Raw genomic sequence first — 19,104 nt, forward strand, 5'->3', positions numbered from 1 at the left:
CTGGCCAAGCTATGGCTTATACCAGATGTAAACCTTCAGCTCCTTGCAATAGAGTACTTTTCCGGTTTTCGATAAGATAATACCGCAGAGACGAAGGTCATCCGTCTCTGCGGTATGCGATCCTGGCCTAATTCACACTACAGACGTTCCCATCGAGGCGTAGGCGTAGATTCTGCTCGATGGTTGAGATGAAACCCACGCCCTGTCCATTAGGCTCAAGGACAACCACCATGTCAGACTGGCTCGAGCTACCATTGAAGAGCTGACTGTACATGCGCGGCAGCGCCGTAGGTGGATCGAGCGGATGGCGGTAGAAGAGGTAGGCTTGCAAGCGGTACGTACCCCGCGGGATCGACTCGAAGGTATACCGCACACGACCATCCGTACCGGCTACAATCGGTGCTCGATACACACTTCCGGTCGAGGAATCTTCCAGAATAACCTCGCCCACGTTCGGGTAACTGAGACCATTCACTGACTGGAAGTGGTTGCCTGGAATGGTTCCGCGCCACTCGCCATCGCTGCCACTAATACACGGGCCTCTTTCGACCTGATCATTGATTGCCAGCATGACCCGATCAACATTATTCAGGCCATCAGAACCACGTTCGAGTGTTGTTACCTGGTAATAGTGATTAGGTGTCGTTGCCACACCATCTTTGAGACCCGTTGCCGGAATGTCGGCAATAGCCAACACATATATATCAGTCTGTGCTGCTTGATCCGACTTGATGGTCATAGCCATGTTCACCATCTGAGTGATTGGGCGATCCATACCATTATATCTACCGCCCACCTCTGTCGTCTGACACGGTGCATCGTCAAGGACTGCATCATGATAACAGGGGCTATTAAGAGGATAGGTGTTTTTGTTACTTGATCCTCCTCTCAGGTTTGATTGACTCGCGGAGAAGAAGTTATTCGTTACACCATCCGTAATGTAGATAATAGCCCGCCGATACACCCATTCACGTCCCTGATGATTCGTCGTGCTAGCAGCGTTTTTGATAAGATTGTACGCCCGATAGAGACCTGCTGTTCCATTAGTACCCCCAGTCGGTTGATATGGCCCCCAGGCGCCATTGCCGTTAGCATTATGAATCGTATCTATAAGCGCGTTGACATTATCCGTGAATGACCGAACGTAACCTGTTGGCACCTCGTGCGTGAACCATACTACTGCCATCTGATCATTCGGAATGCGCGGATCATACCCCTGATTACCAGGCATGTTGGTCTGGCGGACAAGCAATTTCAGCGCCTCTTTCGCTACATATATGCGTCGCTCTTCTAGCGGGGTCCAGGCAAACCATGGTTGTCCTGAACACTGTGAAATACCTGGTGTGGGGGGGCCATCTATATTGCATACCTGATTACCATTCTTCCCCCACCCAGCGAAATTTGCATTCATCGAACCGGATACGTCGAGAACAATCACATATTGTACAGGCCGACGTTCATTATTCTGCACCATATACTCCGGCCAAAACTCCACGCTCCCCGTCAAACGAACGACACTCGTGTCTTCAGGTGGTGGCGGTGTAGCCGAACATGCCGTCCCCTGGCGATTCGGCGTGCCGAGGAAGATGAAATCCATGTAGGGGCGATTGCGCTCACGACCGTATTCGGTTAAGACAAACAGACCAAATCGAACGACGCGGTAGACTGCATTCGACCCTTGACCGGCGGCGACATCGTAAATTGGTAGCACCATTCTTGTCTGGTTGCTGATATGGGCATCCAGGGCAGCGCGCCGATCATTACTTGCAGTGAAACCTGAACTGCCGTACACCCAATCACCGACGTTCAGCTCACCGGGACGCTCGGGGTAGTTTTCCGGTCGTGGAAGATTGATGTTCGGCCACGGTGCTTCCATGAAGCCCTTCGAGAGCGTACCGGTACCGGAAAGCGCCATCTCTAACTCTTGGGCGCTATTAGCATTGGCGCCACTGGCACCCCGGCCATCAAGCCAGCGCAACCAGCCAAACTGGCCTGGTTGATTGTTGTCGGCCAGGTAGAGCCGCATTTTGGTAAAGCCTTTAAAGGGACCGCTCGTCAACCTTGTCCAGTTGTTGTCAGGCCGACCATCACCATCTGCATCGCCGGGATTGCGGAATTCGTTACCACTGATATAGTCATTATTGATACCGATGGGGTACACACCATCAGTTGGCGGGCAGGTACCGGCGTAAGCGGTAGCTGCAATCGGCAACTGATTTTGATTAACGACCCGTGCAAAGAAGGTGTCAACGTTGCCGCTCAGATTAACCTGAATGTAGGCAACGTTATCCGGTGCGACAGTACTATCACTGGTGATACGGGCGCCACCCTCGATCGGTTCACCGCGTGCGTTCAAATAGAAGGCTTCCAGGCGAATATTTGGATTGTTATCTACCTCAATTCCATTGGAACGCAGTGAGTTGACGATTGAGTTGTAGATAACCGTGTTCGTAGTGTTGACTGTTCGGCGGATGTAGGTGTTCATCGCTGCAAGTGAAGCTGCATTGGCCGCAGCAACAGCGCGACGTTCTTCGGCAAAGGTACGCCCTACATCGACCGAAAGTGCCACCATTCCGATCAGGACGACGATCATAAGGGCCAGCAATGGAATACTCTGCCCCCGTATTCGCCGTAATGAACGGTGTGTACTCCATCCCTTTTTCATACATTTCCTCCATGTGCTGCATTGACGCTATAACGCACGGTGACATTCAACAAAACGTTACATCTTAACCAACAAATTGACTACGGATGGGCATTGTGTGCGTTACTCGCAAGATAATCTCTTGCCCAAAAGCTGGTGCAAATGGGAAGAAGAGCCGGTAACGGTAACGAATAGTGACCCTGATCCAACAATTCTGACCCGCATTGCGCATATCAGTACGTGGGGTAGTTGTTGAACAAGTACCGCTTAAATCAGCCGGATTGGGTCCTTTGGGATTTTCAATAATGACAAACCCGTTAGGATTGGTTGGATTGTTAGGGTTAAAAACGGCTGTTTGATTCGCATCATCAATCCCATCACCGTTGAGATCAAGAAGGTTTGCTACACCTGTCGGACGGGTGCCACCAGCGGTGCGGATACGATTGAAGATTTCGCGATAGTTGAGACGTACTTCAGTGACCTGGCCGCTGCTGTTGGTAACTACTAGTGGGTAACTACCGTAAGTAGCCCCTTCTTGCGCGGCAGCCCGCAATGCCTGCATCGTGAAGAAGATGAGACCAAGATCAACCGCTGCCGAAAGTAAGAGAAAAATCACCGTTGCCGAGAGGGCAAATTCGACGATTGCCTGACCAGTTGTTTTGCGTCGTTGTTTCATAGCATCACCCCCTCTCTACTTACGGTTGCCTGAAGTTCTGATTCCAGTCGTTAATATCACGAGCACAGGCTACTCCACGTGGGCGCGTTGGGTCAACGCCCAGGTTTTCAATGGACCGGCGCTGAACAACGCGCAGATTGAGAGTTCCATTTGGAAGACCGATCATATCAAAGAGTGGTGTAATACTGCGTACCGGGTAGTTGATTTCAATTTCAATTGGACCTCGATCACTAAGGTTTCGGGTTTGACTGCCATTTGGATAACGAATGGTGACATAATCTTCGATTCGTCGCCCTTCATTAGCAGTACCATCAAACAAGACAATATCCGAGCGAATTGCTTCCATAATTCCGCGAGTGCAGGGATCGGCGGTAAAGCCAGGATAGTTGGCCGGTGGATTATTCCGTAAGTCCAACCAGGTCTGATAGGGTGGGAGCTGGGCTGCTGCCTCGGCGCCGTTACGTGCCGCTTGCGATACCATTGAGTAAGCAAAGATTAGATAGCCAAACTCAATGATACCAAAGAGCACCATCAACATCACCGGCAGCAAGAGTGCCATTTCGACAATCGATTGTCCAGATTTGGTCTCCATCGCACACACTCCTGCAAAAGCTTTTGCTCTGCTTATCAGTATATGGCAATCGGCAGAACGGCAAAATAGTCCGAAGGTACCGGATTTCAGATGCGCTTGCGTATTTCTTAGTGATTCGGGTTGTGCCCAACTACGTACCACTGATGCCGCATTGCCCGCATCAACAATTTGACGGTCAACGTCATCGCCGATATGGACGGTCAATAGGCGGTAAGAGCGAATTTTCCGCTCCTACCTGCCGTCGGCCTCGACCACACCCCCGTCACAGCTTGTAGGGGCACAGCGGCGCTGTGCCCTGCCGCTGTGCCCTGAAGCGCTATCGTCGTGGATAGCGGTAGGAGCGAGGCGGCGCCTCACCCCTCCTCGTGAATCGTCTTGCCTCCATCAACGGGGCCGCATCGCATGCATCAACAATTTGATGGTCAACGTCGTCGACGATATGGACGGTCAATAGGCGGTAGGAACGATTTTTTTGCCCCTACCTGCCGCACCACCCGTCACAGCACGATGGGGCACGGCAGGTAGTTCTGTAGGGGCACAGCGCCGCTGTGCCCCTAATCTAATCGTGACCACCAATGTATTGCACGATCATGCGTTGCCAGTACGGCCAATCGTGGCACCACCCATCCCACATCCGCAGGGCATTGCCAATGCCTTTGCCCCACAATTGGCTCGACAGCAGCTCATTAGACCAGGCAGCAGGGTCTTCACGGCCGATTGCCAGGATAATGTCAGTCTCGCGCAACCGATCAATTGTCCATTGGTCGCTCAAGTTGGGCACAAAATCTACCGGATTGTGAAAATAGACTCCCTGGGTGTAGTGAGTGAAAAAGCGCTTCAGATCGTATAACCCTGATAGACCGATCACCCGCCGTACCAACCCTGGATGGCGTAAGGTAAAGATGACTGCCTCGCTGGCGCCGAACGAACAGCCGGTTGCAATCAGAAATGGGTTAGGATTGAGATGGCGAACCAGTGGTAAGACTTCGGTGATCAGGTAGTGTTCGTATTGTTCTTCTCGCCACATACGGGCATCCGTATCGGCCGCGTAGTTATACCAGCTTTCGCTGTACACACTATCAACGCAGATCAATTGAATCCAGCCCTGATCTACATGATGGCTCAGCACTCCGACCATCCCACGGTCTTCGTACTCGTAGAAGCGTCCGTGCGAGGTGGGAAAGACCAAAACGGGGGCACCGGAATGACCGAAAATGAGGAGTTCCATCGTTCGATTGAGGGCAGGGCTGTGCCATGCGTGGTATTGGCGTTGCATAATTACACGGTATTCATTACAACATTGGCGATTGCAGTACGTAAAATGATAGCCTGCTGAAGTCGGCCTGTCAACCGAGGAGTATCTTTCGTTATGACCACACTTTCGACAACATCATCTCAAACATTATCCTGGCCTCATATAGCAATTCTGGTCTGGATGCGATGGCTGATCAGTCTGGTCTTTCGTCTGGTGTATCCCTTATTGACATTTCTTGCGACCAGTTTCGCGGTCAATCTAAGCACAGCCAGCTTACTCATCACCATTCAGGTGGGAGCATCATTGCTGAGTCCGCTGGGTGGTATGCTGAGCGACCGGTTTGGCGATCGGAGTACCATTTTCTGGAGTGGGGTACTGTTCGCAATCGGCACAGTTGTTTGTGCATGGAGTCAGCACTTTGAGTTGTTTCTATTCGGATACGGCATTATTGGGTTGGCGGTTGCCATTGCAATGCCGGCATTGCAAAGTTATGTGAGCGCACGTAGTCATTATACGCAGCGCGGACGTATGCTCGGTATTCTGGAATTGAGTTGGGCGTTGTCGGCTCTGATCGGCGTACCCTTGGTGACGTGGACGGCCGATCATTTCGGTCTGGCAACGGTCTTTTTTGCATTAGCTGTTGTTGGAGCAGTAAATGTTGCGCTTACAATGACGCTCCCGAATGACGAACAGATTCACGCGCCACACATTCGTTCCGCTTCTGAGCATCGTTTGTGGCTTCTGGTGCGTCAACCGGTGATCCTGTCTGCACTGGGGTTTATCTTTGTTCAGATGGCAGCGGTTGAACTGATCTTTGTGAGCTATGCCGGTTGGTTAAGCAGTACGTTTGGTGCAACAACAACCGAATTGGGGTTCGTCTTTGGCTTATTGGGAATCGTTGAGCTGGCCGGGTCTCTCATGGCAACCCTCTTCACCGATCAGATAGGCAAACGACGAGCGGTGTTGGGTGGTTTTGCCCTGGTCGGTGTATGGTTACTGCTGTTACCACACAGCACATCCTGGTTCCTCTTTCTTACGCTCCTCCTAGCGTTTGATCTTTGCTTTGAGTTTGCGATTGTCTCTACCTTTCCGCTGGTCAGCGGCCTGAGCGCTCAGGGACGTGGGACGGTACTCGCCGCGATGACAGCCTCTATTGGAGGTGGCCGTATTCTAGGCTCGTTGATCGCGCCATGGCTGAGTATCACAATTGGCTATGGATTCAATAGTATATTGGCCGGAATCCTGGTGCTCGGTGCAGTCGGTTTTGGTATCATGACAATACGCGAAGGCCGTGCATAAGATCGGCAATGTAACCAAACGCACCGGCTTTGCATCTTGTTAGCAGCAACGGTAATTATCTTGATGGCGTGAAAGGAATGAAACAATGGCGCTCATGCAGGAAAAAGATCGCAAGGCGGTGCGGGAAGCATTTGCCGGACTGAATCGACCGGTAGAGATCGTGCTCTTTACCTCGGCTGAGAGTGGGGAATATAGCGAGGTAACGCACGAGCTGTTACAAGAGGTTGTGGCCCTCAATCCGCTGTTGAGCCTGCGGGTATTCGATCTTGAACAGGATCAAGCATATGCTACCGAACTGGGTGTCGATAAAGCGCCCGGAATCGTCTTTCTCATCGGTGAAGAACGAAAGAATCACGGGTTGCGCTTTGCCGGGTTACCTAGTGGCTATGAATTTGCTTCCCTTATTGAGGCGATTCGCCTGGCCGGTGGGGCTGCTCAACCCGATCTCCAACCGGCAACGATGGCCATGCTCGAAACGATTCAGGCCCCTATGCACCTCCAGGTCTTCGTCACCCCTACCTGCCCTTATTGCCCACGGGCGGTGGTTATGGCCTACCGGTTAGCGTTGGCGAACCCATACATTTCTGCCGAAGGAATTGAGGTGACCGAATTTCCTGAATTGGGCGATCGCTATGCAGTGATGGGAGTTCCTAAGACCGTAATCGACGATCTGGTACATGTTGAAGGAGCGGTACCGGAAGGGATGATGGTCAACAAGCTCCGTGAAGCCATCGCTGCGGCGGCCTAGATTGGCAGCCTGACAGACACTCCACCGTAGGCGTGCTATACTATCCTCTGAAAGTGTCTGAACAACGGTGTTGCTAGCGGTTCTGTGCCTCCCTCTCCCCTCTCCCGCTACGTGACGCGGGAGAGGGAACATGAGCAGAGCCAGGCTTGCGTCGGGAAAGAACTGTTCAGACGAACGTTCCCATCTGTCTGCTGTCTGCGATGGAGACACTGCTGTGCCGGGACCAATCATTGATCTTTCCCTGTATGACGATGAGCAGGCACTCCTCGAAGGATTGCGTCGTGGCGATCCTGATGCCTGTACATGCTTTGTCAAACGGTTTGCTCCCTTCGTCTACGCACGCGCTCTTAACCTGCTAGGTGATGCCGATGAGGCCGAGAATGTCTTGCAGACAACCTTTATCAAAGCCTGTGCTGCTCTATCTGAATTCAACGGTACCGGGAGTTTGCGAAGTTGGCTTTACCGGATAGCCTCGAATGAAGGGTTGATGCTGTTGCGACAGAAACGACCACAGGTCGATCTTGATGACGTAGGCGACATCAATGTTGAGACAACGTCACCGCAGCCCGCGCAGCGCTGGAGTATCGATCCGGCACGGAGCGTGCTTGATGACGAATTACGGCAAGAAATTGCCCAGGCTATCGCTGCTTTACCTGATGCATTGCGGGCGGTGATTGTATTGCGCGACATCGAACATTTGAGTACCGAGGAGACAGCAGCTCAGTTGGGGATTAGCCCTGGTGCAGTAAAGGTACGCCTGCATCGCGCCCGCCTACGCCTGCGTGAGCTGTTGGCTCGTTATGTCGAGCCGACTGAGGAGGGTCACGATGATACCGAATGATCATTATCATTGTGAAGATCTCATTGATCTCCTGAATGACTATCTTGATGGCGAATTGAGCCTTACTGAATGCAGCGAACTGGAAGCGCACCTGCGCGAATGTCCAGAGTGTCAATCGCTGCTCGCCTCGTTACGGCAGACGCTCTCTCTCCTTCATCAGTTTGAAGAAGCCCCTCCGTCACTCCCGCCTGGTTTAGAAGAACGACTAATTACCCGAATGCAGCGCCTTCTGGTAGAACGCCACTAGCGTCCATAGTGCGCCATCAAGAGCTGACGGAAAGCGTAGGCTACTGGTGAGAGTGGTCGGGTCGCCCGCCACAACAAACGTAGGGTGCGTCGTAGCGGCCGACCTTGAATCGGGATTGGATGTAACGCGCCTACTTCTTGCTCGGCTGTAATAGCGTAGAGGGGAAGAATTGTCAGACCGGTACCGATCATCACCATTCGCTTGATCGATTCGAGGTTATCAAGCTCGGCGATAATCCGCGGTGTCAATGATTGCTCGCGTAAAGCCTGATCTAGCCATACGCGCGTCTGGCTGCTCGCTTGGCGCATGATCATCGGCTGATCGGCCAGTTCGCTCAGATGTACTTCACTGCGTCCCCACCACGGATGCCGTCGTCCGACAACCACATACTGATCAAATTCACGGAGGGACTGTTGTTGCACATCCGTTATCGTATGATCAAGCTCGCCTTCGATAGCGCCCAGATCGAGGCCACCACTACGCAATTCGTTCACAATCGCAAATGTGGTACCGGTCTGGGCGCTCACTGCGAGGTTGGGATAGCGTTGTCTGAACATCTGCACCCATTCGGGTAGCAGGTAGGCGCTCACGCCAGGCGTCACACCAATCAGCAACTGACCATCACGTAGTCCGGCAACATTGGTAACGGCCAGTTCGGCTTCAGCCACCAGCCGAAAAATCCCCTCGCAATAGGCGAGTAATCGCTGACCAGCCGGAGTCAGCTCAACGCCACGGCGGCCACGCACGAACAGCTCTGTCCCCAGGCTATCTTCGAGCGCCCGAATGTGCTGACTGACCCCCGATTGAGTCATATGTAACTGCTCAGCAGCTTTACTGAGACTTCCCGCAGCAACCACCCGCGTGAAGATATCGAGTTTGTAGAGATCGAGCATCGTTGCTCCTGTATGGATGCATCATTGGTATCGCAGCACGGGTTCATCCTTATTCTTCGCCAAACCCGCGCCAGGCTGTATCCAGATCGGTGTTCACCGATCAGCGAATACTGCTCCGACGCCCAAAAGTATTTATTACTGGATGCAATAGACGACATACTCCCAAGCTATAAGTTGTCACTTAGAGATAGTATAAGCATGTTTCGGCTTCTGGCAAGTGGCATTTCTGCGTACCATATAAGTACGAAAACTCCCAACACTCTCAATAAGCAGTTGGCGCCAATGCTGCGATGTACGAGGGAAGCTGCTGATTAACGGGACAAATGAAGAAAGGGACGTAGAGCAATGTTGCTGAAGTATTTCTACGACGAGATGCTAGCCCAGGCTTCGTATCTGATCGGTTGCGCCAAGACTGGCGAAGCGATGGTTATTGATCCGATGCGAGACGTTGAGCCGTATTTGCGGGTCGCAGCCAAGGAAGGATTGCGCATCACTCACGTGACCGAGACCCACATTCATGCCGATTTCGTAAGCGGTGTTCGTGAACTGGCATCGCGTACCGGTGCCCAAATGTATTTGAGCGACATGGGCGACGCCAACTGGAAGTACGCTTACCCCGAAATTGAGAAGGCAATTCTGGTTAAAGATGGTGACACCTGGATGGTTGGGAATATTAAGGTGCAGGTGATTGCCACTCCAGGACACACGCCAGAGCATATCGCATTCATGATCACCGACACTGCCGCTGCCGATCAACCAATGGGTGTATTCACCGGTGATTTCCTGTTTGTGGGTGATGTAGGCCGACCTGACCTGCTGGAAGAGGCTGCTGGGATTGCCGGAACCAAAGAACCCGGTGCGCGCAAGCAATTTCAATCGGTACAGCGCTTTAAGGCATTGCCCGACTATTTGCAAGTCTGGCCGGCCCACGGCGCCGGTAGTGCCTGTGGCAAGGCTTTAGGCGCAATTCCGTCGAGTACGCTGGGGTACGAGAAGCGCTTTAATCCGGCGTTCCAGTTTGATGATGAAGATGCGTTTGTGCACTGGCTGCTGAAAGGCCAACCAGAACCACCACGCTACTTTGCCCGCATGAAGTATGTGAACAAGGTCGGACCGGCTCTGTTGCACGATCTGGCAACACCGGTTGAGATCGAACGTCCGCTGCTCGACCAGGCGCTGGCGGAAGGTGCGCTCGTTTTCGATCTGCGGAGTGCCGCCGAGTTTGTTGCCGGTCATATACCGGGGAGCATCAGTGTCCCGATTCGGAAGATGTACAGCACCTATGTTGGCTGGTTTGTCGATTTCACCAAGCCAACTTACCTCGTGGTACCTGATGATGCTGACATAGAGCAGATTCTGAAAGACCTGCGGGCAATCGGTGTCGATGATATTCCGGGGTACCTGCCAGCATCGGCGCTTGGTGATAACCTTGTGAAATTGCCGACCGCTACTGTGAAAGACCTTAGTGCAGCATTAGCCGACCGTTCGGCAGTGATCCTCGATATGCGCAATCTGACCGAGTACGAGGAGATTCACCTGCCCGGTGCACTTCACATCCCGCTCGGTTATCTGCCACGCCACCTCGACGAGATTCCACGTGATACGCCAATCATTGCCCACTGTGCAACCGGGTATCGCTCGCAGGTTGGTACAAGCCTGCTGCGCCGATTTGGTTTTACCAATGTTGCAACCCTGGTTGATCCGCAGGGTACCTGGCGTGAATTAGCTTCGGCGGTTGCGGTATAGCTTCTGGGTTCCCTCACCCCACAGCAGAAGTGGCCGTGCCTGCTGTGGGGTGAATGGCATCGAATGAATGGTTTTTGCCCGACACCTGCCGGGCGCAACACGTAAGGAGAGCTATGACATACGCGCATACCAACAGTGGAACAACGAGCGAGGTGCATGCCCTTGAGGCCGGTCACGTTGCTGAACTTCTCGGTCAGTTGCTCGAACGAATGGATCGGATCGAACAGCACCTCGCGAAAGCTGATGCGCTGGCCAGTGAGGCGCCAGCGCTGCTGGCCATGGCAACCGATACGGTCGATGGATTGTATCGGGATGCGGCGAAGGCGGGTACCGACATCGACGAGCGATTGAAGGTTGGCTTGCATGCCCTTGAGCGCTTGACCGAGCCGGCGACTCTCCGCGCCCTGGCCGGACTGAGTGAGCAGTTGGTAACTCTCGAACAACTGGCTCGCCAGGCCCCCGGCTTTGCTGCAATGACCGTCGATATGATTGATGAACTGTACGCTGCGGCCAATCGACAAGGTGTCGATATCGAGGGTACTGTTCGCCAGGGATTGACTGCACTACGCAATCTCCTCATCTTGATGCAGTCAGATGAAATGAAGGCATTGATGAGTTCAGGCGTGCTTGATCCGAAGACGCTTCAGGTGATGGGGGCGGCAGCACATGCGCTGGTGAGCGCCCAACGAGAGCCACGACGGGCCGGTCCAATGGCATTGTTGGGAGCACTCTTCAACCGTGATGTGCAACGTTCGCTTGGCTTTGCCCTCAATTTTGCCGAACGATTCGGGCAAAAACTGCCGGGCTAGGATGGTAACGTGCCGGAGAACAGGTTGTAAACAGGGAGTATCACGACTAGAGAGGAACACACTATGGCAAAGAGCCACTATCAGGTTGTCATTGCTGGCGGCGGTACGGGTGGTCTGACCGTTGCTGCCCAACTTATGGGTCAGCCAAATCCGCCGGAGGTTGCGCTGATCGAACCGTCAACTGTACACTACTATCAGCCCTTGTGGACGCTGGTTGGGGGCGGAGTCTTTCCTCGTGAGCAATCGGCACGCCCAGAAGCTGATTACATCCCACCAGGAGTCACGTGGTTGAAGGAGGCGGTAAAGGCATTTGACCCCGATAATAACAGTCTGACCTTGAGCAACGGTGAGACGATCACCTACGACTATCTGGTTGTGGCGCTGGGCATTCAGATTGACTGGCATAAGGTGAAGGGACTGCCAGAAACGTTGGGTAAGAATGGGGTCTGCTCGAATTACTCGTATGACACGGTGGAGTATACTTGGCAGAACATTCGCACCTTCCGGGGCGGAAATGCTGTCTTCACCCATCCAAGCACGCCGATCAAGTGTGGTGGTGCGCCGCAGAAGATTGTCTATCTGGCCGACGATTATTTCCGCCGCTCCGGGGTACGACAGCAGAGCCAGCTCAATTTCTATCACGCAGGTGCGGCTATCTTTGCCGTGAAGAAGTATGCTGATGCGTTGAATCGTGTGGTCGCACGCAAGGGGATTAACGTTCATTTCCAGCACGATTTGATCGAGGTACGCGGTGAGGCGCGTGAGGCCGTCTTCCTCAATCTGGCTACCCGCGAGACGGTGACGGTTCACTTCGATATGTTGCATGTATCACCGCCAATGAGTGCGCCCGACGTGATCAAGAGCAGCACGCTGGCTAATACCGGCGGTTGGGTCGATGTCGATCAATATACCCTTCAGCATAAACGCTATCCCAACGTATTTAGTCTCGGTGATTGCTCGAGCTTGCCCACCTCGAAAACGGGAGCTGCCATTCGTAAGCAAGCGCCGGTGCTGGTAGCAAACCTGATGGCGGCAATGGCTAAAGAGACGTTACCGGCCACTTACGATGGCTACACCTCTTGCCCATTGGTGACCGGCTACGGCAGCCTGATTCTGGCAGAATTTGATTATACCAATCAACCAAAGGAGAGCTTCCCCTTCGATCAGTCGCAGGAGCGCTACAGCATGTATGCGCTAAAAGCCTACGGGTTACCGGCGATGTATTGGAACGGGATGCTACGCGGTCGGATGTAACGTCTATTCCCTCTTCACCGCCAGACATGAAGCAGGGGCGACCAGTTTGTCGCCCCTGCGCTTTACTACGAACGATTAGTATCGTTGATCGCTCACCGAAATTCGCAAGAGCAACGCTACAATCAAAAAGTTAATGACAATTGATGAGCCACCATACGAGATAAACGGCAGTGTGATGCCCGTCAGGGGAATGAGGCGTAGATTACCGCCTAGAATAATGAGCGTCTGCACAGCAATGATTGAGGTCAGGCCGATCACCAGGAGTTGTTCAAAGCCGCGAAAACGACCGGGTATTGCCAGCGCCAGATGGTAACCTCGAAAGATGAGTAACATATAAGCGATGAGTACCGCTAAGGTTCCGGCCAGGCCCATCTCTTCACCAATAGCGACGAAGATAAAATCGGTGTGCACCGCCGGAACGTACTCTGGTACACCTCTCCCCAATCCTGCCCCAAAGACGCCGCCTGAAGCGAGAGCGTAGATAGCCTGAACGATCTGGTACCCTGAACCCTGAGCGGTAGCCCATGGATCGAGCCAAACCGATACGCGCAGGCCAACAATTGGTAAGAGACGGTAGAGTATATAGGCGCCACCGGCAAAGGCAGTGACACCTGCAATAACATAGAGACTACGCCTGGTGGCAGCGTAGAGCATAATTAAGAAAACCCCGAAGAGTAACAGTGCCGCACCCAGATCGCGTTGAAAGACGATTGTCATCATTGCAATGCCCCACATCCCTATCAGTGGCACAAGGTAGGGGAGAGGGGGTAATGTAAAAGGGCCAAGTCGGTAACTTGATTGTACCGCCTCGCGATATTCGTTGAGGTAGGAAGCCATAAAGATAACCAGAATAATTTTGAGCAATTCTGAGGGCTGAAAGTAGAAGAATCCCAGGTTGAACCAGACCCGTACCCCACTGGCGTTTGGATCAACGCCGAAAATAAATGTTGCCAGGATAAGGATCATACCGAGGGCCAACCACATGTAGCGATAGTGATCGAGCACATCGATAAATGAATGGCGAAACCAGCGGATGCAAATCTGGTCGAGTGGTGTAAAGAGGATGGCGGCCATGATCAGCGTACCAAGCGTAACCCACAGGGTCTGTTTGGTGGCAATGCCTTCATAGCACGGAAACCGCTCGCCGGCAGCATTACTGCAAAACGCGATCTGGTTCAGCCCTGGCTCAAGACGGGCAGTCATCATGAGGCTCAGGCCGCCAAGGAGCGCAACCAGCGGTAAAATTAACTGATCGGCAGTTGGGCTGCGGAGCGAAAGACCCAGGGAAATGGCGAGAAAGAGCACGAGTGGTAGGCTTGATGGCCAGAGAATGTGCAACAGGCCCTGGAAGGTGGTCTGGAGTTCACTCTGCCCAGTCGCTACCACAACGAGGAGATAGCCCGCGGCGAAGAAAAGGAGCACCGTGATCAGAAGCTGCAATTCTACCAGACGCAGACGCCGAAGCTGACCAAAGGCGTCACGTAATGTTGTCATGGCGTATTCCTCTGTGCGCGTAAGGGCAACGCATACATCGCCCTTCCTCAAGTGCCTGTGCATACTCGGCATGTACAAGCATGTGAACAGGCGTCAAATCGGCCAATTCGGCTCACGTTCGCAGTGATAACCGGCCCGCTCAAGCGATTGAATGACCATCTGAGCATGTTCTTCGTCACGCACTTCCAGAATTAACTCTACACCGGCCCGGTCAATCGGCACACGCCACATGCCTCGTCGGTGGAATAAATCCATAACGCTGGCACCGGTAGACGCAACATGATTGACCAGCCCGGCCAACCCTCCCGGACGATCATCAACACTGGTGCGCAACAAGAGATAACGCCCCTGACGCACCAGCGCATATTCGATAACGCGCATCAGCAAATTGGCATCAATATTGCCACCACAGAGGATCGTGGCCGTTACCTGCTGTGGTTTGACCGGTACTTTGCCGCTCAGGAGAGCAGCAACACCAGCAGCACCAGCGCCTTCAACGACCAGCCGACTGTACTGCAAGACGTGGGCAATAGCCATAACGATCTCGTCATCATCAACCGTCACCACCTCATCGACCAATGCCTGGATCATTGGCAAGGTCAGATCGCCAGGACGCTTGACCGCAATTCCATCAGCGATAGTACGAGCGGTTGGTGCGGTAACCGGATGACCAGCAGCGAGCGAGGCCGGTACCGGTGCACAACCAGCCGCCTGAACACCTACGATCCGCACGTGGGGCAGGAGAGTCTTAACTGCCAGGGCAATTCCGCTGATCAAGCCTCCGCCACCGATCGGAACAACCAGTTGCTGGAGATCAGGCAATGCCTCTACCAGCTCCAGCCCAATCGTCCCCTGACCAGCGATCACCCGTGGGTGATCAAAGGCGTGTACGTAGGTCAACCCGCGCTCTTCTTTGAGGGCGTGGGCATAAGTAACTGCATCATCGAAAGTTGCGCCGTACAAAATCACTTCAGCGCCCAAACGTCGGGTTGCTACAACCTTAGTCAGTGGCGCCCGTTCGGGCATCACGATGGTTGCTTTGACACCCAACAATTGCGCTGCCTGCGCCACACCCTGCGCGTGGTTTCCAGCAGATGGCGCAATCACCCCTCGTTGCTTTTCTTCAGGTGAAAGGTGAACAATCGTGTTATATGCACCGCGAATCTTAAACGATCCACTCTGCTGGGTATTTTCTGCCTTGTAAAAGATCGGCCCGCTTAGCTCAGCGCTCAGACGGGTCGCTGGGAGCACCGGCGTTGGGAGAATAATGTCACGCAGTGCCCGCCGTGCCGACTGAATATCAGCCAGTTCAATTGCAAATCGACTCATGGAACGTCATTGCTCCCCAGACTTATGGCCAACGTTGGCCTAATCTTCACCAGCGATAAGTTCTTGGGCATTGGCGGCGCGTGCAGCGAGAATCCGAAAGCGCATTGCCGTTTCACGGTCGCGGGCGTGCTCGGCAGCCCGCATCAACACCCCAATTGCCAGTTGCAGGTGCCGCAACTCTTCGCGATCACCGGCCAGTTGTAAACGGGCAATTTCGTGTTCGCAATATTGGGCAATTTGTTCGACGGTTACCATGCTCGTCCTCCTTCGGCACGCCCGGCAAAACCCGTGTATTCTCAGATATTGTACCATTCTTGCTCTACAATGAAACAACATGATCGTGATGAAAGGAGATAGTAGCGATGGCAATGAGTATTGCAGAACTGACCGATGCAATCAACCGATTTGTGACCGACAAGGGGTGGTACGCACCTGACAGTATCTTCCCGCAAACACCGCGTAATATCGCGATTTCGGTTGCGGTGGAAGCGGCAGAGATACTCGAACATTTTCAGTTCCACGAAGAGCCGCGTGATCGCGAGGCGCTGGCCGGTGAACTGGCAGATGTCGCCAATTATCTCTTCCAGTTGGCGTATCTGTTAGGGATTGACCTTGAGCAGGCGATCCTGAACAAACTCACCGAGAATTATGGTCGAACGTGGGAAGGGTAATCTGTTCTTCGCGTCACATTTCACAAGCATGTAACTACAGCGTAACGCAAGGTGTTATACTGCTCACTATCAGTAGATTTTTGACCACGTTTGTCATGTTCAGTGGAGAAACTGGAGAACGCACATGGATCGTGCCGCACAAATCAAACAGATTGCCGACAGTTGGAATACGCCGCGCTTTGCCGGTATCGTGCGTCCGTACACACCCGAGGATGTCTATCGCTTGCGTGGTTCGGTGCAGATTGAGTACACGCTGGCCCGGATGGGGGCTGAGCGATTGTGGAATCTGTTGCATACCGAGCCATACATCAATGCGCTTGGCGCATTAACCGGTAATCAGGCAATGCAGCAGGTCAAAGCTGGCTTGAAAGCAATTTATCTGAGCGGCTGGCAGGTAGCGGCTGACGCCAACCTGGCTGGACAGATGTATCCAGATCAGAGCCTCTATCCGGCCAACTCCGGGCCGCAGTTGGTACGCAATATCAACAATGCGCTCCGCCGGGCCGATCAGATTTATCACAGTGAAGGACGCAATGATATTTACTGGTTTGCGCCGATTGTTGCCGATGCCGAAGCAGGCTTTGGTGGCCCACTGAATGTCTTCGAGATTATGAAGGCGTACATCGAAGCCGGTGCAGCAGGGGTACACTTTGAAGATCAGCTCGCCTCAGAGAAGAAATGCGGTCACATGGGTGGTAAGGTCTTGATCCCAACCCAGTCCGCGATTCGTAATCTGGTCGCGGCGCGTCTGGCAGCCGACGTTATGGGAGTGCCGACTATTATTATCGCCCGCACCGATGCCAATGCGGCGACACTGCTGACCAGTGATATTGATGAACGCGACCGACCCTTCTGCACCGGTGAACGAACCAGTGAGGGTTTCTACCGGGTACGAGCCGGGCTAGATCAGGCCATTGCCCGTGGCCTGGCGTATGCGCCCTACGCCGATATGATCTGGTGTGAGACAAGTGAACCCAATCTTGAAGAGGCTCGTCGCTTTGCCGAGGCGATTCATGCCCAATTCCCTGGTAAGCTGCTGGCCTACAATTGTTCGCCCTCGTTCAACTGGAAGAAGAAGCTCGACGATGCCACCATTGCTGCATTCCAGCGCGAATTGGGCGCGATGGGGTATAAGTTCCAGTTTGTGACGCTGGCCGGTTTCCATACGTTGAACTACAGCATGTTTGAACTGGCACGTAATTATCGTGATCGAGGGATGGCTGCCTACAGCGAGTTACAGCAGGCTGAGTTTGCCGCAGAAGCCTACGGCTATACGGCGACTCGCCATCAACGCGAAGTTGGGACCGGTTACTTCGATGAAGTGGCTCAGGTGATTGCTGGTGGTGAGATCAGCACCACGGCACTGACCGGAAGTACCGAAGAGGAGCAATTCCATTAAAGCACGCCTGGCCATTTCTTCCCCCTTCCTCTCTCAACATGGGAGAGGAAGGGGAAAACGTTACAGAGGCTGCATCATCACGTGGTAATGAGCGTGAGCACATGTCAACCTATCATCGTACCTGAACCTACGCAACACCGACTGCGCAAACATCTTTCACCATCCACACACAAAACGATGGTGTAACCAACCAGCGAACGTCGTCGCGTGCGTAGCGCGCATCTCAACCGGCCACTTCTGTCCGGCGGGAATCTGACCTTTCAGCGCTTCGGCCAGAAATGCGCGCAACACCTGCCAGGCATCACCGGCTGCACCACCGGCGTTAATCGAATCGATACCACCAACAAAGGCATGCGGCTGATCGGGAAAAATCACAAAGCGAGTTGAAACCCCCGCCGCCCGTAAATTGCGCTCAAGCTGTTCTACTTCGCTCAGCGGAATAGACGCATCGGCTCCGCCAAAGATACCGAGAACCGGCCCCCGAATCTGACGCAGTGCCGATGGCTCAACCGCTGCCATTCCGTAGAAGATACCGGTAGCAGCAACCGCCGGATTGTGTAACGTATAGAGCAGAGAAGTTCGTCCACCATAACAAAAACCGATGATCGCAATCCGGTCGGCTATCACATCAGCGCGTGCGATCAGCCAACTAAAGACAGCATCGAGATCGGCCTGTACCTGCTCTGGCGGGGTCGTAGAAACCTGATAGATTGCCCTTGGAATCCAGGTGGTGCTGGCACCACGAAAGGTATCAGGGGCAACGACCAGATAACCATCAGCGGCCAGCGCAGTAGCCTTTTCGATAATATCCGGGCGCAAACCCCACCACTCGTGAATCATGATGACTGCTGGATGGGGGCCGGGCGTAGTCGGTTCGACAACGAAGGCCCGTATCGGGCCAGCCGGTCCTGGTATCGTTGTATTGGTGAGCGCTTCTACCCGTCCCCTGCCAATCAAGGCATCGATCGGAATGCTTAGCCCTAACCCCAGTATGCCAACCCCGATAACGATGACAATCCAACCTACTACTCGCTTCAGGAGTTGCACAACCTTCCTCCTCACATTGACAGGGAACAGACTATCGAGTATACTTTAGGACGAAATGACTCCGTAGCTCAACTGGATAGAGCGTCAGCCTCCGGAGCTGAAGGTTGGTGGTTCGAGCCCACTCGGAGTCGCCATTTTACCACCCGCTCTGCCAGGAGCG

At 53.5% G+C, this 19,104-nt stretch carries 18 protein-coding genes and 1 tRNA gene; 10 read left to right on the forward strand and 9 right to left on the reverse strand.

The features are described 5' to 3' along the window. Nucleotides 1-127: 127 nt before the first annotated feature. The 4 genes from JE47_RS0102845 to JE47_RS0102860 all read right to left on the reverse strand — a co-directional run bounded on the left by JE47_RS0102845 (nt 128) and on the right by JE47_RS0102860 (nt 5,188). A complete protein-coding gene (locus JE47_RS0102845) occupies nt 128-2,665 on the reverse strand; it encodes a pilus assembly protein TadG-related protein (protein WP_031458300.1) in 2,538 nt (845 codons plus the stop codon). A gap of 64 nt (nt 2,666-2,729) precedes the next feature. Continuing rightward, nucleotides 2,730-3,320 (reverse strand): TadE/TadG family type IV pilus assembly protein, encoded by a 591-nt coding sequence (locus JE47_RS0102850; protein ID WP_031458301.1) that lies wholly within the window; start codon nt 3,318-3,320, stop codon nt 2,730-2,732. 19 nt (nt 3,321-3,339) lie between these two features. Further along, nucleotides 3,340-3,912: a TadE/TadG family type IV pilus assembly protein gene (locus JE47_RS0102855; protein WP_031458302.1), complete on the reverse strand. Its 573-nt coding sequence runs from the start codon at nt 3,910-3,912 to the stop codon at nt 3,340-3,342. A gap of 559 nt (nt 3,913-4,471) precedes the next feature. Beyond that, entirely contained in the window at nt 4,472-5,188 is a 717-nt protein-coding gene (locus JE47_RS0102860; RefSeq protein WP_031458303.1) for an esterase family protein, read from the reverse strand. Between the two features lie 93 nt (nt 5,189-5,281). Between JE47_RS0102860 and JE47_RS0102865 the strand changes: the two genes are divergently transcribed. From JE47_RS0102865 to JE47_RS0102880, 4 genes are all read left to right on the forward strand, one after another. After that, nucleotides 5,282-6,466, forward strand: coding sequence for an MFS transporter (locus tag JE47_RS0102865; protein WP_031458304.1), 1,185 nt, complete (start codon nt 5,282-5,284; stop codon nt 6,464-6,466). An 85-nt stretch (nt 6,467-6,551) separates the two neighbouring features. Further along, nucleotides 6,552-7,214, forward strand: coding sequence for a protein disulfide oxidoreductase (pdo, locus tag JE47_RS0102870; RefSeq protein WP_031458305.1), 663 nt, complete (start codon nt 6,552-6,554; stop codon nt 7,212-7,214). A 214-nt stretch (nt 7,215-7,428) separates the two neighbouring features. Continuing rightward, on the forward strand, nt 7,429-8,055 hold the full coding sequence (locus JE47_RS0102875; protein WP_031458306.1) for an RNA polymerase sigma factor: 627 nt from the start codon (nt 7,429-7,431) through the stop codon (nt 8,053-8,055). Then, the gene (locus JE47_RS0102880; protein WP_031458307.1) at nt 8,042-8,302 is read left to right on the forward strand and encodes an anti-sigma factor family protein; all 261 of its coding nucleotides are present in this window, start codon (nt 8,042-8,044) and stop codon (nt 8,300-8,302) included. Before JE47_RS0102875 ends, JE47_RS0102880 begins: the two co-directional genes overlap by 14 nt. Here the strand turns inward: JE47_RS0102880 and JE47_RS0102885 are convergent. Continuing rightward, nucleotides 8,299-9,195 (reverse strand): LysR family transcriptional regulator, encoded by an 897-nt coding sequence (locus JE47_RS0102885; RefSeq protein WP_031458308.1) that lies wholly within the window; start codon nt 9,193-9,195, stop codon nt 8,299-8,301. The genes JE47_RS0102880 and JE47_RS0102885 overlap by 4 nt on opposite strands. 345 nt (nt 9,196-9,540) lie before the next feature. Here JE47_RS0102885 and JE47_RS0102890 point away from each other — a divergent pair, with 345 nt between their 5' ends. The 3 genes from JE47_RS0102890 to JE47_RS0102900 all read left to right on the forward strand — a co-directional run bounded on the left by JE47_RS0102890 (nt 9,541) and on the right by JE47_RS0102900 (nt 13,004). Continuing rightward, nucleotides 9,541-10,941, forward strand: a complete 1,401-nt coding sequence (locus JE47_RS0102890; protein WP_031458309.1) for a rhodanese-like domain-containing protein — start codon at nt 9,541-9,543, stop codon at nt 10,939-10,941. Nucleotides 10,942-11,054: 113 nt separating this feature from the next. Continuing rightward, nucleotides 11,055-11,750: a DUF1641 domain-containing protein gene (locus JE47_RS0102895; protein WP_031458310.1), complete on the forward strand. Its 696-nt coding sequence runs from the start codon at nt 11,055-11,057 to the stop codon at nt 11,748-11,750. A gap of 63 nt (nt 11,751-11,813) precedes the next feature. Further along, a complete protein-coding gene (locus tag JE47_RS0102900) occupies nt 11,814-13,004 on the forward strand; it encodes an NAD(P)/FAD-dependent oxidoreductase (RefSeq protein WP_031458311.1) in 1,191 nt (396 codons plus the stop codon). A 75-nt stretch (nt 13,005-13,079) separates the two neighbouring features. Here JE47_RS0102900 and JE47_RS0102905 read toward each other — a convergent pair whose 3' ends face one another. The 3 genes from JE47_RS0102905 to JE47_RS0102915 form a co-directional block, all read right to left on the reverse strand. After that, the gene (locus JE47_RS0102905) at nt 13,080-14,498 is read right to left on the reverse strand and encodes an FtsW/RodA/SpoVE family cell cycle protein (protein ID WP_031458312.1); all 1,419 of its coding nucleotides are present in this window, start codon (nt 14,496-14,498) and stop codon (nt 13,080-13,082) included. A gap of 93 nt (nt 14,499-14,591) precedes the next feature. Beyond that, nucleotides 14,592-15,827: a threonine ammonia-lyase gene (ilvA, locus tag JE47_RS0102910; RefSeq protein ID WP_031458313.1), complete on the reverse strand. Its 1,236-nt coding sequence runs from the start codon at nt 15,825-15,827 to the stop codon at nt 14,592-14,594. A 39-nt stretch (nt 15,828-15,866) separates the two neighbouring features. Further along, nucleotides 15,867-16,082 (reverse strand): hypothetical protein, encoded by a 216-nt coding sequence (locus tag JE47_RS0102915; RefSeq protein ID WP_031458314.1) that lies wholly within the window; start codon nt 16,080-16,082, stop codon nt 15,867-15,869. A 107-nt stretch (nt 16,083-16,189) separates the two neighbouring features. On the opposite strand from JE47_RS0102915, the gene JE47_RS0102920 reads away from it, so the two are divergent. Both JE47_RS0102920 and aceA read left to right on the forward strand, forming a co-directional pair. Continuing rightward, complete coding sequence (locus JE47_RS0102920) at nt 16,190-16,498, forward strand: nucleotide pyrophosphohydrolase (protein ID WP_031458315.1); 309 nt, start codon at nt 16,190-16,192, stop codon at nt 16,496-16,498. Nucleotides 16,499-16,622: 124 nt separating this feature from the next. Further along, nucleotides 16,623-17,897, forward strand: coding sequence for an isocitrate lyase (gene aceA, locus JE47_RS0102925; RefSeq protein ID WP_028460191.1), 1,275 nt, complete (start codon nt 16,623-16,625; stop codon nt 17,895-17,897). A 156-nt stretch (nt 17,898-18,053) separates the two neighbouring features. Here the strand turns inward: aceA and JE47_RS0102930 are convergent, their stop codons facing one another. Further along, on the reverse strand, nt 18,054-18,944 hold the full coding sequence (locus JE47_RS0102930) for a dienelactone hydrolase family protein (RefSeq protein WP_035418896.1): 891 nt from the start codon (nt 18,942-18,944) through the stop codon (nt 18,054-18,056). A 57-nt stretch (nt 18,945-19,001) separates the two neighbouring features. On the opposite strand from JE47_RS0102930, the gene JE47_RS0102935 reads away from it, so the two are divergent. Continuing rightward, nucleotides 19,002-19,078 (forward strand) — tRNA-Arg (locus JE47_RS0102935). Nucleotides 19,079-19,104 lie beyond the last annotated feature (26 nt).

Origin of the sequence: Chloroflexus sp. MS-G (genome assembly GCF_000735195.1) — a bacterium.
GTDB lineage: Bacteria > Chloroflexota > Chloroflexia > Chloroflexales > Chloroflexaceae > Chloroflexus.

Excerpts from the sequence above, each read along its gene's own strand:
- pdo (WP_031458305.1), top strand. The coding sequence starts at position 6,552 with ATGGCGCTCATGCAGGAAAAAGATCGCAAGGCGGTGCGGGAAGCATTT.
- JE47_RS0102915 (WP_031458314.1), bottom strand. The coding sequence starts at position 16,082 with ATGGTAACCGTCGAACAAATTGCCCAATATTGCGAACACGAAATTGCC.
- JE47_RS0102885 (WP_031458308.1), bottom strand. The coding sequence starts at position 9,195 with ATGCTCGATCTCTACAAACTCGATATCTTCACGCGGGTGGTTGCTGCG.
- JE47_RS0102895 (WP_031458310.1), top strand. The coding sequence starts at position 11,055 with ATGACATACGCGCATACCAACAGTGGAACAACGAGCGAGGTGCATGCC.
- JE47_RS0102890 (WP_031458309.1), top strand. The coding sequence starts at position 9,541 with ATGTTGCTGAAGTATTTCTACGACGAGATGCTAGCCCAGGCTTCGTAT.
- JE47_RS0102880 (WP_031458307.1), top strand. The coding sequence starts at position 8,042 with ATGATACCGAATGATCATTATCATTGTGAAGATCTCATTGATCTCCTG.
- JE47_RS0102850 (WP_031458301.1), bottom strand. The coding sequence starts at position 3,320 with ATGAAACAACGACGCAAAACAACTGGTCAGGCAATCGTCGAATTTGCC.
- JE47_RS0102865 (WP_031458304.1), top strand. The coding sequence starts at position 5,282 with ATGACCACACTTTCGACAACATCATCTCAAACATTATCCTGGCCTCAT.
- JE47_RS0102905 (WP_031458312.1), bottom strand. The coding sequence starts at position 14,498 with ATGACAACATTACGTGACGCCTTTGGTCAGCTTCGGCGTCTGCGTCTG.
- JE47_RS0102900 (WP_031458311.1), top strand. The coding sequence starts at position 11,814 with ATGGCAAAGAGCCACTATCAGGTTGTCATTGCTGGCGGCGGTACGGGT.
- JE47_RS0102860 (WP_031458303.1), bottom strand. The coding sequence starts at position 5,188 with ATGCAACGCCAATACCACGCATGGCACAGCCCTGCCCTCAATCGAACG.
- aceA (WP_028460191.1), top strand. The coding sequence starts at position 16,623 with ATGGATCGTGCCGCACAAATCAAACAGATTGCCGACAGTTGGAATACG.
- JE47_RS0102855 (WP_031458302.1), bottom strand. The coding sequence starts at position 3,912 with ATGGAGACCAAATCTGGACAATCGATTGTCGAAATGGCACTCTTGCTG.
- ilvA (WP_031458313.1), bottom strand. The coding sequence starts at position 15,827 with ATGAGTCGATTTGCAATTGAACTGGCTGATATTCAGTCGGCACGGCGG.
- JE47_RS0102920 (WP_031458315.1), top strand. The coding sequence starts at position 16,190 with ATGGCAATGAGTATTGCAGAACTGACCGATGCAATCAACCGATTTGTG.
- JE47_RS0102845 (WP_031458300.1), bottom strand. The coding sequence starts at position 2,665 with ATGAAAAAGGGATGGAGTACACACCGTTCATTACGGCGAATACGGGGG.